Below are 14,583 nucleotides of genomic sequence, written 5' to 3' on the forward strand. Positions count from 1 at the left end.
ATGAATCGCCACCAAATTCGATGATTTGCAGATGCATTGACACGCCGCCGGGCCCGGGAGTAGACACGACTCAGCAGACATATTGCGCAGATGTGTCCGATCAGCGGCGATCAGGGAGGTACCGGGTGGCGTGGGTACGGCGACCCGCCCGATGACCAGACGCCGTTCTGACGCGTCAACAAGTCAGGAGGACAACCGGGTGACTGACTCCGAAACCGAGTTTCTCGCCAGACTGCGCTCACTCGTCGGACAGCCGACAGGTGGAACGGGACGGCCCTCAGTGGCACCGGATCCGGTGAACCAGCCGATGATTCGGCACTGGGCGCATGCGCTCGACGACATGAATCCCGTCTACCTCGATCCGGAATTCGCGGCCGCATCCAGGTTTGGCGGCATCGTTTCACCGCCGGTCATGTTGCAGACGTGGACAATGCCGGCACCGAAGCTGGAAGGGATTCGGGAGCGTGGCGGCGCCCCCGTTGAGATCAAGACCAACCCAACCGCGTTCCTCGACGAGGCCGGCTACACCAGTACGGTGGCGGTGAACTCGGAGTTCGAGATCGAGCGCTACCCACGCCTGGGCGACCTGATCAGCGCGACGACGGTCTATGAGGAGGTCTCCGAGGAGAAGAAGACGGCACTGGGAACCGGCTTCTTCCTCACCTGGGTCACCACCTATGTCGACCAGCACGGGGAGGCGCTCGGGCGGCAGCGGTTCCGGGTGCTGCGATTCAGGCCCCAACGCTGATGGCCTCCCGACTGGCGCCGGCAATCAGCCCGGACACCGAGTTCTTCTGGCACGGGCTGCGCGAGCACAAACTGCTGATCCAACGCTGCGCCGAATGCGGGGAACTACGTCACCCGCCACGCCCCATGTGCCCCAAATGCCGCTGTCTGCACTGGGATACCGTCGAGTCTGGGGGCCTCGGCACCGTCTACAGCTTCGTGATGCCCCACCAACCGAGGTTTCCGTTCTTCGATTACCCCTACATCGTCGTGCTGGTCGAACTCGATGAGGGCGTCCGGCTGGTTTCGAACCTGTGTGGCATCGATCCGGCTGACGTCACGGTCGGGATGGCGGTCGAGGTGTTCTACCAAGACTTCGATGGGCCAGACGGAAGCTTTGTGCTGCATCAATTCCAGCCCGTCGCCCTTGACTCGGAGGCAGTTCGATGACCACTACCACCGGCCGCTACCAGACCCTTGGATGGAACGACATCGCCGTCGGCGACGCGGTGACTGCGTTGGAGATCCCGATCACCACAACGGTGATCGTCGCGGGGGCAATCGCGTCACGGGATTTCATGCCGGTACATCACGACCGCGACTACGCCAACAAGCAAGGCTCGCCGAATCTGTTCATGAACATCCTGACCACCAACGGGCTTTGCGTGCGTTTCCTCACCGACTGGGCCGGACCAGAAGCGATGGTCAAGAAACTGTCGATTCGCCTTGGCGTGCCCTGCTTTCCGGATGACCCGCTGCACTTCACCGGCAGCGTAACCGGCAAGTCGACCGGTAAAGACGGGGAAAACTTCGTTGAAGTCACTTTCCAGGGCGCCAACAGCCTTGGCAATCACGTTTCCGGAACCGCGGTGCTCAGCCTCCTCGCTGAGGCCCAGCCGTGACTGCCCCGCTGGCCGGTGCCGCAGCGATCGTGGGAATTGGCCAGACCGAGTTCTCCAAGGAGTCCGGGCGCAGCGAGTTGCAGCTGGCGTGCGAGACGGTCAGCGCAGCCCTTGACGATGCCGGGGTGACACCCGGCGAGGTCGACGGCATGGTCACGTTCACGATGGACGCCAGCGACGAGATCGATGTCGCACGCAATGTGGGTATCGGTGACCTCAACTTCTTCAGCCGGGTACCGCACGGCGGCGGCGCCGCGGCCGGGACCGTGGCACACGCCGCGATGGCGGTGGCCACCGGGGTCGCCGAGGTGGTGGTGTGTTATCGCGCGTTCAACGAACGTTCCGGCATGCGGTTCGGGGGTAGCGGGCGCACCAGCACCGAAACCCCGCTCTTCATGGCCCATTATGCGCCCTTTGGACTGCTGACTCCCGCAGCATGGGTCGCGCTGCACGCACAGCGCTACATGTCGACTTATGGAGTCACCAACGAGGACTTCGGCCGGATCGCCGTCGTCGACCGTGCCCATGCGGCACGCAACCCCGACGCCTGGTTCTACCAGCGCCCGATCACGCTGGCCGACCATCAGAATTCGCGCTGGATCATCGAACCCGTACTGCGCCTGCTGGACTGCTACCAGGAAAGCGATGGCGGCGTCGCTCTGGTCGTGACGAGTACCGAGCGGGCGCGGGATCTGCGCCAGCCGGCGGCGGTCATCACCGCGGCCGCCCAGGGGGCGGCCGCCGAGGGCGAGATGATGACTAGCTACTACCGCGAGGACATCACCGGACTACCGGAGATGGGAGTGGTGGCCAAGCGTCTGTGGCGCGATTCGGGCCTCAAGCCTGCCGACATTCAAACCGCGTTCATCTACGACCATTTCACCCAGGGCTCCGGCGTTGTTGATTAGCAGGCTTGTGAGCTGGGGAATTGTGGATTGAGGAGGTCTAGGCGGCGGTTGGCGGTCAAAGCGGTGATCCGGCAGGCTTCGGCGATGTTGTCGGCGCCGTTGAGGCGGTGCAGATTGATCGCGGTGTTGCGTAGCGTTGCTAGGACCTGTGCGCCGTTTCCGGTATGTGCCCTTTGACGGTCTTCGTCGAAGGTGACGTCGCGTATCCAGTGCAGGCTGTTCTCGATTCCCCAGTGTTGACGCATCCAGGTCATGATCGCGGTAGGGCGGGCGTGCTCGAACGGCAGGCTGCAGATGGCATAGACCACCTCCACGCTGCGCTGGTCGGTGGCGGTGATCAAACGTTCACGAGTGATCCGGATGATTTGTTTTGCGTAGGGGAAGCCGATTCCTCGTGCAGCGGTGATGATTTGCAGGGTGCGGGTCTCGACACGGCCGTGGCCGCGGGAGTCGTCGGTAGCGGCTGTGGGCACCTCGGCCCAGGGCAGCGCGGTGATACGCGCAAGTATTTTGGCTTGGTTGGACTTGACGATCATCAGGTAGTGCGACTTCAAGGTGGCGCAGATCAACTTCGCGGTGACGACCTGGGTATGCATCGCATCCACGGTGACCAGCCACCGCAAGCTACCCGGCAGCAGCGTGAGCAGGGCACGTACGCAGGGAATTTCATTGCTTTTCTCGGCGACAGCGAGTTGACCGAGCACCAATCGGGCACGGTGGGCGAACACCGACACGAGATGCGTGGCTGTCGCTTTGGCGCGTAAAGGCACCACGCAGCATCTTGCCGTCCAACGCGATCGGCACCAATCCACTGGGGTCGCTGCTGGCCACGTGTGCAGTGAAGTAACTGCCCATCCTGGCGTTGAGGTCGGCGGGGTCTAGCCGAGACAAAACAGCGCGGAAGGTCTTCTCACTGGGCCGCCGGAACCGGACCCCTAATTAGGCCAACACATCATCGGGAGCGGTGGCCGCCCATGTAGCAAAACCAGCATAGCCGCGCATCCCCGCGGCAGTGGCCAGAACCGCGATCGCCAACAAAGCCATCAGCGAATACCTCCGACCGCGTGGGTCCCTCGGGTCTGGCACCGAGGCCAACACATCGAGAAACTCCGATCCGATGAGCTCGCTACGCTCACCAGGACTCCAGCGGTCGAACACCTCTGGAACCGACGACACAGGCAATACTGAAACGGTAGGCACGGGCAACTCCAGACCAACGACGAACAGTAACCAACTCGATCGTTCTCCAGATAGCCCGTGCCTACACTCCGGCCCCAATAGCGCGGCACCAAAGATCATCAACCCAGCTCACAAGCCTGCTAATCAACAACGCCGGAGCCCTGGCCGCCTTGGCAATCGGTAGCGTCCGCACCTTGTGCGTATTTCAACGCACCATGAATTATCAAGAACTCCGGTTAATTTCACCAAATGGAGTGTTGGCGACATTTCATCGCGTTATGAACTAATCTAAGCGACAATCTATTTCGCTTCTAGCAGGTCGTTGAATATCTCATTCAACTATGAATTATCAAGTGGCTCAAAGTCATTCCCGATAATCGACATCTATGTAGACTCCGTCGCAATAACTGGGCGGGCGGTCGCCGATGGTTGCGGCCGGAAGGGGATGTTGTGATGAATTTTTCGGTCATGCCACCCAGGGCTCCGGCGTTGTTGATTAGCAGGCTTGTGAGCTGGGGAATTGTGGATTGAGGAGGTCTAGGCGGCGGTTGGCGGTCAAAGCGGTGATCCGGCAGGCTTCGGCGATGTTGTCGGCGCCGTTGAGGCGGTGCAGATTGATCGCGGTGTTGCGTAGCGTTGCTAGGACCTGTGCGCCGTTTCCGGTATGTGCCCTTTGACGGTCTTCGTCGAAGGTGACGTCGCGTATCCAGTGCAGGCTGTTCTCGATTCCCCAGTGTTGACGCATCCAGGTCATGATCGCGGTAGGGCGGGCGTGCTCGAACGGCAGGCTGCAGATGGCATAGACCACCTCCACGCTGCGCTGGTCGGTGGCGGTGATCAAGCGTTCACGAGTGATCCGGATGATTTGTTTTGCGTAGGGGAAGCCGATTCCTCGTGCAGCGGTGATGATTTGCAGGGTGCGGGTCTCGACACGGCCGTGGCCGCGGGAGTCGTCGGTAGCGGCTGTGGGCACCTCGGCCCAGGGCAGCGCGGTGATACGCGCAAGTATTTTGGCTTGGTTGGACTTGACGATCATCAGGTAGTGCGACTTCAAGGTGGCGCAGATCAACTTCGCGGTGACGACCTGGGTATGCATCGCATCCACGGTGACCAGCCACCGCAAGCTACCCGGCAGCAGCGTGAGCAGGGCACGTACGCAGGGAATTTCATTGCTTTTCTCGGCGACAGCGAGTTGACCGAGCACCAATCGGGCACGGTGGGCGAACACCGACACGAGATGCGTGGCTGTCGCTTTGGCGCGTAAAGGCACCACGCAGCATCTTGCCGTCCAACGCGATCGGCACCAATCCACTGGGGTCGCTGCTGGCCACGTGTGCAGTGAAGTAACTGCCCATCCTGGCGTTGAGGTCGGCGGGGTCTAGCCGAGACAAAACATCGCGGAAGGTCTTCTCACTGGGCCGCCGGAACCGGACCCCTAATTAGGCCAACACATCATCGGGAGCGGTGGCCGCCCATGTGGCAAAACCAGCATAGCCGCGCATCCCCGCGGCAGTGGCCAGAACCGCGATCGCCAACAAAGCCATCAGCGAATACCTCCGACCGCGTGGGTCCCTCGGGTCTGGCACCGAGGCCAACACATCGAGAAACTCCGATCCGATGAGCTCGCTGCGCTCACCAGGACTCCAGCGGTCGAACACCTCTGGAACCGACGACACAGGCAATACTGAAACGGTAGGCACGGGCAACTCCAGACCAACGACGAACAGTAACCAACTCGATCGTTCTCCAGATAGCCCGTGCCTACACTCCGGCCCCAATAGCGCGGCACCAAAGATCATCAACCCAGCTCACAAGCCTGCTAATCAACAACGCCGGAGCCCTGCCATTTCACCCCGTTCGTATTCACCCAGCTCGAGGAACTCGGCTTCTGCGGACGCGGTGAGGCCAAGGAGTTCGCCACAGTGGAGAACCTGTCGCTGGGTGGGTTACTGCCGATCAATACCAACGGCGGCCTGCTCGGCGAGGCCTACATCCATGGCATGAACGGCATAACCGAGGCGGTGCGTCAGGTGCGTGGCACTTCGTACAACCAGGTCGACCACGTCGAACACGTACTGGTCACCTCGGGAACCGGGGTACCGACCAGTGGACTGATTCTTGCCCCCGCCGGATGAGCTCGTGATGCCCCAGTCCGCCGCCCTGCCTCAGGCAACCGACACCCGCGAACTCATCATCGGGTCGGCGTATGTGTGCTTTCGCCGGCAGGGCTTTCAGAAGACCACGATTGTCGACATCGCCAGACTGGCGAACGTGTCTCGAAGCACCATCTACGAGTACTTCCGCGACAAGGCCGCCATCATGGAAGGCTGCGCCGAACGCGCTTCCGAACAGTTCTATCGCGAAATGTCCAAAGCGATGGACCGAGGTGGATCGCTGCAGGAAAAGCTCTGCCAAGCCGCCGTATTCGTGACTCAGTCCCGGCAGGCGATCGCTTCGGCCAAGTACTTCGACCAGGACGCGATCAGCCTGTTGCTGACCAAGGATTCCGCCGTGCTGCTGCGCGAATGCATCGACTTTTTCGCCCCTTACCTCGCCGCGGCCAAGCTCACCGGCGAGGTCCGTAAGGACCTCGACGTCCAGGCGGCCGCCGAATGGTTCGCGCGCATTTTGTTCTCGCTGTTCAGCACGCCATCACCGATACGCGACATGGATGACGCCCAGGCCGTCACCGAGTTCGTCCGCGCGCACGTGGTCGACGGATTCTCCGATAGCCGTTGGCGACCGGCCCGCGGCGTTTCGAAAGTACACTGACGGCTGCGAATACCCTCAGCGCGAGGTCATTTCACCAGTGCGCGCAGAAAGAAGCCGAGATTCGCCGGGCGTTCGGCCAGCCTGCGCATGAAGTAGCCGTACCACTGGGTACCAAACGGCACGTACACACGCACCTGGCTACCGGCGCCGACCAGTCGCCACTGTTCCTCGTCACGAATGCCGTACAACATTTGGTATTCGAAATCGTTTGCGCTGCGCCCTGACTCGTGGGCCATACCGGCAACAGTGGCAATGATCTCCGGGTCGTGCGACGCAACCATGGGATACCCGGAACCTGCCATCAGTACCTGCAGGCACCTCAGATAGGAGTCGGTGACCTCGACCCGGTCGCGGTATGCCACCGATTCGGGTTCGTCATAAGCGCCCTTGCACAAGCGGACCCGGGCACCCACCGACGCGAGCTCCTGACAGTCGTCGAGCGTGCGCCTCAGGTAGGCCTGAACAACGGTACCCAGCCAAGCAAAGTCGACACGTAGGTCGCCGGCGATGGACAACGTCGACTCGGTGGTCGTGTGGTCTTCGGCATCCACGGTGACCCAGACACCGACCTGCTCGGCCCGCTCGCAGATGGTGCGGGCGTTGTCCAACGCGATCTTCTGCCCGTCGCGTTCCAGGGCCTGCCCCAGGGCCGAAAGCTTGACCGACACCTCCAACGGCCGCAATCCATCGCGCCCGGCATCGTTGCGCCGCCCCATCACGTCGAGCAAGTTCAGGTAGGCCCGAACCGTCTCGGCCGCGTCATCGACATCGGTGACGTTCTCGCCGAGATAGTCGATGCTGACGCAGCGGCCCGAATCACGCAGCGCACCAACAACGTCAAGGACACTGTCGACGGTCTCACCGGGCACAAAACGGCGCACCACTCGACGGGTTACCGACGAGTGTTCCAGGGTGCGCCGCAACCGGTCGGCCCGGCTGGCCGCGAGCATGGCGGGGCGGACCGTGTGGGCGAATAGGCGGGTCATCAGTCCGACTCCATGTGCGGGTAGGTGTGGTCGGTCGCCGGGACGAATGTCTCTTTGATGGTGCGTGTCGACGTCCAGCGCAACAGATTCTGTGGCGATCCAGCCTTGTCGTTGGTGCCCGAGCCGCGCGAGCCACCGAAGGGCTGGCGGCCAACGACCGCACCGGTCGGCTTGTCGTTGATGTAGAAGTTTCCTGCCGCGAACCTCAGCCGGTTCTGAGCGGTCAGCACGGCATTGCGGTCGTCGGCGATGACGGCGCCGGTCAGCGCATAGCGGGAGCCGGTGTCGATGACATCGAGGATCCGTTCGTACTGGTCGTCGGGGTATACGTGCAGCGACAGCACCGGTCCGAAGTACTCGGTCGCAAAGGACTCATCGGTCGGATCGTCGGATAGCAGCACGGTTGGTCGCACGAAATATCCAACGCTGTCGTCATATTCGCCCCCCACGGCGATGGTGACGCCGGCTGCGCCCTTCGCTCGTTCGATTGCGTCGACGTTCTTGATGAAGGCGCGGCGATCGATGAGTGCGCCACCAAAGTTGGACAGGTCGGTGATGTCGCCGTATTTCAGCCCGGCGGCGGTGTCCAGGAAAGTGTCGCCCATCTGTTGCCAGACCGAGTGTGGGATGAATGCTCGCGATGCCGCCGAGCATTTCTGCCCCTGGTACTCGAAGGCACCCCGGATCAGCGCCGTAGCCACCACCTCCGGGCGCGCGGAGGAATGAGCGACCACAAAGTCCTTGCCGCCGGTCTCGCCGACCAACCGGGGGTAGCTCTGGTAGGAAGCGATGTTGGCGCCGACCTGTTGCCACAGGTGTTGGAAGGTCGCCGTCGACCCGGTGAAGTGGATGCCGGCCAGCCGCGGATCGGTCAGCGCGACATCCGAAACCGCCAGTCCGTCACCGGTGACCAGGTTGATCACCCCGGGCGGCAGTCCGGCGGCCTCGAGCGCCTGCATGGTCAGATAGGCCGCCAAGGTCTGGGTAACCGACGGCTTCCACACCACGGTGTTGCCCATCAGTGCCGGTGCGGTCGGCAAGTTCGCGGCGATCGCGGTGAAGTTGAACGGCGTGATCGCGTAGACGAAGCCTTCCAGTGGGCGGTGATCGGTGCGGTTCCACTCCCCCTTGGCGCTGACCGGTTGCTGGTCCAGGATCTGGCGAGCAAAAGCTACGTTGAAGCGCCAGAAGTCGACCAACTCGCACGGTGCGTCGATTTCGGCCTGGTATGCCGACTTCGACTGGCCGAGCATCGTTGCCGCCGCGATCTTTTCCCGCCATGGCCCGGCCAGCAGGTCGGCCGCCCGCAGGAAAACCCCGGCGCGCTCGTCGAACGGCATGGCGGCCCAGCCGTTCTTGGCGGCCATGGCGGCCTCTATTGCCGCCGTGGCGTCAGCGTGGACGGCGTTGGTCAAGGTGCCCAGCCGTTCGGCGTGCCGGTGTGGCTGCACGACGTCGATACGTTCGCCGTCGCCCATCCGGTGTTTACCGCCGATCACGTGCGGCAGGTCGATCGGCTGTTGCGCCAAAGCGATCAACTCGCTTTTCAGGCGAGACCGTTCGGGTGAGTGCGGCGCATAGCTGTGGACCGGCTCGTTGGCGGGAATCGGCACCTGGGTAATCGCGTCCATGCCTGCCAGCATCCCTGCCGGCAGGCTCGAATCGATTAGCCGATCGGACAAGATTGACGATCAGCACTAGTACTATCGGACAACATGGGAGTGGCTGGCGTCGGCTTGGGCCAACTACTGCTCGCCCTGGATGCGACGCTGGTCAGCCTGGTGGAAGCCCCGCGTGGCCTAGACCTTCCGGTGGCCTCGGCAGCCTTGGTCGATTCCGACGATGTGCGGCTGGGTCTGGCGGCGGCGGCTGGCTCGGCCGACATCTTTTTCCTGCTCGGTGTCACCGACCACGAAGCGTTGCGGTGGATCGACGGGCAGGCCGGGACCCCGGTGGCGATATTCGTCAAGCAACCGTCGGACGCGGTGGTGGCCAAGGCCGTCCGCTCCGGGGCAGCGGTGGTGGCGGTGGAGCCCCAGGCCCGCTGCGAGCGGCTGTACCGTCTGGTCAACCACGTACTCGAGCACCACGGGGACCGGATCACCGATGACTCGGGCACCGATTTGTTCGGCCTGGCCCAGTCGCTGGCCGACCGTATCCACGGCATGGTCAGCATCGAGGACGCTCAGTCTCACGTACTCGCCTATTCGGCTTCCAGCGACGAGGCCGACGAGCTGCGCCGGCTCTCCATTCTGGGGCGTGCGGGTCCACCCGAGCATCTCAAGTGGATCGGCGAGTGGGGCATCTTCGATGCGCTTCGCTCCGGCAGCGAGGTGGTGCGCGTGGCCGAGCGCCCCGTACTAGGCCTGCGTCCGCGATTGGCCATCGGTATTCATCAGCCACCGGTCGCCGCACGGCGCCCACCGGTGTTCGCCGGATCCATCTGGGTTCAACAAGGCTCCCAGCCGCTGGCCGAGGACGCCGACGAAGTGCTGCGCGGCGCGGCGGTTCTGGGCGCCCGCATCATGACACGCCTGGCATCGCGCCCATCCACGCACGCCCGGCGAGTGCAGCAGCTACTGGGCCTAGCCGATCCTGACCCCACCGCGGCACCCGCGGACGTCACCGCCATCGCGCGCGAACTCGGTCTATCCGCTGACGGAAACGCCGCCCTGATCGGGTTCGACACCATCGAAGCCGACGACAACCAGTCCCGTCTCGCCGATGTACTAGCGCTGAGTGCAAGCGCATTTCGGCGTGACGCCCAAGTCGGCACCAATGGATCGCGCATCTACGTCGTGCTGCCGCAGACCGCGACCGCGCGTTCACTGACCTCCTGGGTTCGCGGCACCATCAGCGCGCTGCGCAGCGAGCTGGGGGTGGAGTTGCGGGCAACCATCGCCGCACCGGTTGCGGGCCTGGATGGACTTGCCTCGGCGCGTGTCGAAGTGGATCGCGTGCTGGACAGCGCCGAGCGCCACCCCATTTCGATCGGTCGGGTGACCTCACTGGCCGAAGCACGCACCACCGTGCTGCTTGACGAGATCGTCACCCTGGTCGGCAACGATGCACGGCTGATAGATCCCCGGATACCCGACCTGCGCGCCAAGGATCCAGTGCTGGCCGACACGTTGCGTGTCTATCTCGACAGCTTCGGCGATATCGGCCTAGCCGCGCAGTCACTGCAGGTACATCCCAACACCGTTCGCTACCGCATTCGGCGCGTCGAGAAGCTGTTGTCAACCTCCTTCGCCGATCCCGATGTACGGCTGGTCTTTTCGCTGGGCTTACGGGCTACCGACCGCTCCAGTTAGCCAACTGCGGTCGCATACAAGAGTAATCTTCAGCGTGAAACCAATTTTCGCCCTTGCCGCGAATTTGCCACGCGTTAGTCTTCCTTCGTGGCAGATAGCCCGTCGTCGTATCTGGTTCTAGCCTCCCAGCGCAGCGGCAGCACGCTGTTGGTCGAATCATTGCGCGCCACCGGCGTCGCCGGCGAGCCTCAGGAGTTCTTTCAGTATCTGCCCACCACCAGCCAGCCTCCACAGCCGCGCGAGTGGTTCGCCGGCGTCGAGGACGCCTCGATCCTGCGCCTGCTCGATCCGCTGGACGAAGGTAAGCCGGATCTGGCGCCGCCCGAAATCTGGCGTGACTACGTCCGCACCGTAGGGCGAACACCCAACGGGGTCTGGGGCGGCAAACTGATGTGGAATCAGACTCCCCTGCTGCTGAACCGGGCAAGGCAGCTCCCGAATCGATCGGGCGACGGGCGGTCGGCCGCGATCCGCGACGTGATCGGCGAGAACCCCCTCCTGGTCTATGTCTACCGTCCCGATGTGGTGTCGCAGGCAGTGTCGTTCTGGCGCGCGGTACAGACCGGAGTCTGGCGAGGCCACCCCGACCCGGCACGCGACGCTCGTGCCAGCTATCACGCCGGCGCGATCGCCCATGTGGTGAGCATGCTCCGCGCGCAGGAACAGGGTTGGCGAAGCTGGTTCGCCGAAGAGGGCATTGCACCGATGGAGATCTCCTACCCGGTGCTGTGGCGCAATGTAACCGAGCTGGTCGGCAACATCCTGGAAGCGTTGGGGCTCGACGCACGGCTGGCGCCCACCGCACCGCTGGTTCGACAAGCCAACGAACGTTCCGACGAGTGGGTGGACCGCTATCGCGCAGATGCCGAAAGAGCGGGCCTACCCACGTAGCCCCCGACATCAACCTTCAGCGGCCACCTCGGCCCCTGAGCGCGTCCGCAATTGATTAAGTACGGCAGCACATTTCACCCACACAATGGCGGGCGCTACCACCCCGACGCGGAGTTGCGGCACGACGCGGCCATCGTCGATCGCACCGTAGCCGCGCCCTGCCCGGAAAGCCACACCCACAGTCTGGACATACCGATGAAGTCAGCTGGAAGTCTGCTGTGCATCCCCCCGGTCGAGTTGTCGAAGCACCATAGCTCGGTTTAACTGTCAACCTATAGCTTCAAGGACGTTATAAAGGTGCGCCGGGGCGATTGCGGCGCATAACGGCGGTGGGGCTCGCCATAACCGCCCGTCGCGAAAGCGATGGCCAACGGTCCCTGCGGAACAGTCAATACGTGGCTGCCAATTGTGCAGCCACCTGTGACGCGGGGAAGGGGGCCTTGTGACCGTTGGTTTTTCATACTCGACTACGGTCGGCACCGCGTCGCACTTGCGCCGGCCCCCTCGCACAACTTCGGCTCGCACGACTTCGGCAAGCAGCTCGACTGCGGCGAATTCGGCCGCGCATATACTGCTGTCAAGCAATTCATGCAACTCCCGTGCGGGACAACGCCTGCCCACGTGCGCATTCCCCGGGTTCCCGTCGCTGAGACCGACGCCAACCCGCTGGACGCTCGATTGCCTTTCGGCGCGGCACAGCCCAAGGCAAGCACCCCGGCATCGCCGATCGCCGTCCACCATCAACCCGAAAGGTTCGCAGCCTATGGCGCGCTCGCGCATCACTGACTGGCATCCAGAAGACACGGTGGCCTGGGCAAACGGGAACTATGCGATTGCCCGCCGGAACCTGACCTGGTTAGTCCTCAATGCGCACATCGCCTTTTCGGTTTGGTACCTCTGGTCGGTGATGGTGCTGTTCATGCCGCAGTCCATCTACGGTTTCACCACCGGCGACAAGCTACTGCTGGACGCCACCGCATCATTGGTCGGAGCGCTGGTGCGCATCCCATATGCGATGACGGCCAACTGGTTTGGCGGAAGCACCTGGACCACAATCTCCTCACTTGTGCTGTTGATCCCCACCCTCGGAACCATCGTGCTGCTGGCTCACCCGGGCCTGCCGCTGTGGCCCTACCTCGTGTGTGCCGCGTTCACCGGTTTAGGGGGCGGCAACTATTCGGGTTCACTGGCCAAGGTCGACGGCCTTTTTCCGCAACGACTCAAGGGCTTTGTGCTCGGCTTGACCGGCGGCATGGCCAACCTCGGATCTGCCGCCGTCCAGATGGTCGGACTCGTTGTCCTGGCCACCGCGGGCCACGCGGCTCCCTATTGGGTATGCGCAATCTATTTGGTGCTGCTGACCATTGGCGGCATCGGTGCGGCATTGTTCATGGACGACGTGGTAGCCCACCGCACCGGTCTGTCGTTGAACAACCTGCGGTCGATTCTCACCGTGCCCGATTCGTGGACGATCTCGCTGCTCTACATGTGCGCGTCGGGCTCGTTCCTCGGCTTCACGTTCGCGTTCGGCCAGGTGCTGCAGCACAACTTCGCGGCAGCCGGGGAAACCCAGGCGCATGCGTCACTGCACGCCGCCCAAATCGCGTTCATCGGTCCCCTGTTGGGCTCACTGGCAAGGATCGTCGGGGGCAAGCTCAGCGATCGCTTTGGCGGTGGTCACGTCACTCTCACCGTCTTCTCTGCGGCGATCCTGGCCGGCGGATTCTTGGTCGGCGTCAGCATCTACGCCGACGCGGCGGAGGAGCGCGGCGATCCGGTGACCGGCTTCATGATGGCCGGATACATCGTGGGCTTTATCGCGCTGTTCATCGTCTGCGGAGCGGGCAAGGGCGCGGTGTACAAGCTGATTCCGTCGGTGTTCGAGGAACGCAGCCGCGGGCTGAGCCTGAACACTGCCCAACGCCACCACTGGGCACGAGTCCGGTCCGGAGCCCTGATCGGGTTCGCCGGTTCCTTCGGCGCGTTGGGCGGGGTCGGGATCAACATGGCACTGCGGCAGTCCTACGTCAGCACCGGCACGGAAACGCCCGCATTCTGGATCTTCTTCGCGTGTTATATCGGCGCGGCCATCCTGACCTGGGTGCGCTACGTGCGGCCGACGGAAACCGCCGCCGGTGCGGCGGGCCAGCCCGCTCCACTTCCGGCATCCGCACCCCAGCCGTCGGCAGAGTCGGCCGCCGAACCAACCGCGGCGGAGTCGATCACGACCTGAACTAGATCGTGGGGTGGCATATCCGATGCCGCCAAGCCGAGGAGGGGAATAACCACGCAATGGGAGGCATAGTGTACGAAGCAGTCAGTACGGCGTTGGCCGATAAACATCTTGAGCAGGTCACCGCCATCGCGGTCGAGGCCGGAAAGCTGACTCTCAAGTATCGCCAGAATCCGGAGGTGACCGAGAAAGGCCGATCACGGTGACGACACCTCACCGGTCACCCAGGGCTCCGAGAGGCCATCTTCCACGCGATTCTCAGGACGAATCTCGGGTGCACACATCACATGTTCGGCCGCGACCACGCCGGTGTCGGCGACTTCTACGACCCCTATGATGCACAGAATTTGCTCAAGCAACACCGGGACGAGCTATCGATCAAACCGGTATTCCTCCGGGAAAACTGGTACTGCCCGGGATGCATGGAAGTCACCAACTCCGCCCTGTGCGGCCATGATTCGAAGGCGCAGAGTTTCAGCGGCAGCGTCATTCGAAGCATCCTGACCGACGAAGTCAAACCGACGCAGCGAGTGATGCGCCACGAAGTGTTCGAAGTGGTGATGGACTGTGCGGCCAAGCACGGACAAGGTTCGCCCTTTGTCAGCGAAAGCTATCTGAACGACAGAATGCCGGTCTTCGAGCTGGAACAATTGGAGGAATTCGACGCATGAA

The 14,583-nt window shown here is 63.0% G+C and carries 10 protein-coding genes and 5 pseudogenes; 11 read left to right on the forward strand and 4 right to left on the reverse strand.

Going from position 1 to position 14,583, the window contains the following annotated elements:
- Positions 1-199 precede the first annotated feature (199 nt).
- From CKW46_RS23445 to CKW46_RS23460, 4 genes and pseudogenes are all read left to right on the forward strand, one after another.
- On the forward strand, positions 200-748 hold the full coding sequence (locus CKW46_RS23445; RefSeq protein ID WP_015356808.1) for an FAS1-like dehydratase domain-containing protein: 549 nt from the start codon (positions 200-202) through the stop codon (positions 746-748).
- On the forward strand, positions 748-1,176 hold the full coding sequence (locus tag CKW46_RS23450; protein WP_015356809.1) for a Zn-ribbon domain-containing OB-fold protein: 429 nt from the start codon (positions 748-750) through the stop codon (positions 1,174-1,176). Before CKW46_RS23445 ends, CKW46_RS23450 begins: the two co-directional genes overlap by 1 nt.
- Positions 1,173-1,628, forward strand: coding sequence for a MaoC family dehydratase (locus CKW46_RS23455; protein ID WP_482052468.1), 456 nt, complete (start codon positions 1,173-1,175; stop codon positions 1,626-1,628). Before CKW46_RS23450 ends, CKW46_RS23455 begins: the two co-directional genes overlap by 4 nt.
- Positions 1,625-2,512: pseudogene (locus CKW46_RS23460) on the forward strand (beta-ketoacyl-[acyl-carrier-protein] synthase family protein); the annotation flags it as partial. The gene CKW46_RS23455 and the pseudogene CKW46_RS23460, both read left to right, overlap by 4 nt.
- A gap of 20 nt (positions 2,513-2,532) precedes the next feature.
- Here the strand turns inward: CKW46_RS23460 and CKW46_RS23465 are convergent.
- Together CKW46_RS23465 and CKW46_RS23470 are read right to left on the reverse strand one after the other, a co-directional pair.
- Positions 2,533-3,736, reverse strand: a pseudogene (locus CKW46_RS23465) (ISAs1-like element IS2404/ISMul1 family transposase).
- Between the two features lie 475 nt (positions 3,737-4,211).
- Positions 4,212-5,415: pseudogene (locus CKW46_RS23470) on the reverse strand (ISAs1-like element IS2404/ISMul1 family transposase).
- Positions 5,416-5,559: 144 nt separating this feature from the next.
- On the opposite strand from CKW46_RS23470, the pseudogene CKW46_RS23475 reads away from it, so the two are divergent.
- A pseudogene (locus tag CKW46_RS23475) lies at positions 5,560-5,850 on the forward strand (thiolase C-terminal domain-containing protein); the annotation flags it as partial.
- Positions 5,851-5,857: 7 nt separating this feature from the next.
- Entirely contained in the window at positions 5,858-6,487 is a 630-nt protein-coding gene (locus CKW46_RS23480; protein WP_015356810.1) for a TetR/AcrR family transcriptional regulator, read from the forward strand.
- A gap of 26 nt (positions 6,488-6,513) precedes the next feature.
- Here CKW46_RS23480 and CKW46_RS23485 read toward each other — a convergent pair whose 3' ends face one another.
- Positions 6,514-7,473 carry a proline dehydrogenase family protein gene (locus tag CKW46_RS23485; RefSeq protein WP_015356811.1) on the reverse strand — a complete coding sequence of 320 codons (960 nt, stop codon included), beginning with the start codon at positions 7,471-7,473 and terminating at the stop codon, positions 6,514-6,516.
- The gene (pruA, locus tag CKW46_RS23490) at positions 7,473-9,104 is read right to left on the reverse strand and encodes an L-glutamate gamma-semialdehyde dehydrogenase (protein WP_012395822.1); all 1,632 of its coding nucleotides are present in this window, start codon (positions 9,102-9,104) and stop codon (positions 7,473-7,475) included. Before pruA ends, CKW46_RS23485 begins: the two co-directional genes overlap by 1 nt.
- An 84-nt stretch (positions 9,105-9,188) precedes the next feature.
- On the opposite strand from pruA, the gene CKW46_RS23495 reads away from it, so the two are divergent.
- The 5 genes and pseudogenes from CKW46_RS23495 to CKW46_RS23515 all read left to right on the forward strand — a co-directional run.
- Positions 9,189-10,787 carry a PucR family transcriptional regulator gene (locus tag CKW46_RS23495; RefSeq protein WP_482052469.1) on the forward strand — a complete coding sequence of 533 codons (1,599 nt, stop codon included), beginning with the start codon at positions 9,189-9,191 and terminating at the stop codon, positions 10,785-10,787.
- A gap of 87 nt (positions 10,788-10,874) precedes the next feature.
- On the forward strand, positions 10,875-11,678 hold the full coding sequence (gene stf0 / locus CKW46_RS23500; RefSeq protein ID WP_482052470.1) for a trehalose 2-sulfotransferase: 804 nt from the start codon (positions 10,875-10,877) through the stop codon (positions 11,676-11,678).
- Positions 11,679-12,441: 763 nt separating this feature from the next.
- Positions 12,442-13,911: an MFS transporter gene (locus CKW46_RS23505; RefSeq protein WP_482052471.1), complete on the forward strand. Its 1,470-nt coding sequence runs from the start codon at positions 12,442-12,444 to the stop codon at positions 13,909-13,911.
- 71 nt (positions 13,912-13,982) lie between these two features.
- On the forward strand, positions 13,983-14,117 hold the full coding sequence (locus CKW46_RS23510) for a hypothetical protein (protein WP_265339387.1): 135 nt from the start codon (positions 13,983-13,985) through the stop codon (positions 14,115-14,117).
- A gap of 15 nt (positions 14,118-14,132) precedes the next feature.
- Positions 14,133-14,582: pseudogene (locus CKW46_RS23515) on the forward strand (sulfate adenylyltransferase); the annotation flags it as partial.
- Between the last annotated feature and the right edge of the window lies 1 nt (position 14,583).

Source organism: Mycobacterium liflandii (assembly GCF_022354805.1).
GTDB classification, from domain to species: Bacteria; Actinomycetota; Actinomycetes; order Mycobacteriales; family Mycobacteriaceae; genus Mycobacterium; species Mycobacterium marinum.

Bases quoted from the DNA above. Each gene is read 5' to 3' on its own strand.
- CKW46_RS23450 (WP_015356809.1), top strand. From the start codon at position 748: ATGGCCTCCCGACTGGCGCCGGCAATCAGCCCGGACACCGAGTTCTTC.
- CKW46_RS23455 (WP_482052468.1), top strand. From the start codon at position 1,173: ATGACCACTACCACCGGCCGCTACCAGACCCTTGGATGGAACGACATC.
- CKW46_RS23480 (WP_015356810.1), top strand. From the start codon at position 5,858: ATGCCCCAGTCCGCCGCCCTGCCTCAGGCAACCGACACCCGCGAACTC.
- CKW46_RS23485 (WP_015356811.1), bottom strand. From the start codon at position 7,473: ATGACCCGCCTATTCGCCCACACGGTCCGCCCCGCCATGCTCGCGGCC.
- pruA (WP_012395822.1), bottom strand. From the start codon at position 9,104: ATGGACGCGATTACCCAGGTGCCGATTCCCGCCAACGAGCCGGTCCAC.
- CKW46_RS23495 (WP_482052469.1), top strand. From the start codon at position 9,189: ATGGGAGTGGCTGGCGTCGGCTTGGGCCAACTACTGCTCGCCCTGGAT.
- CKW46_RS23505 (WP_482052471.1), top strand. From the start codon at position 12,442: ATGGCGCGCTCGCGCATCACTGACTGGCATCCAGAAGACACGGTGGCC.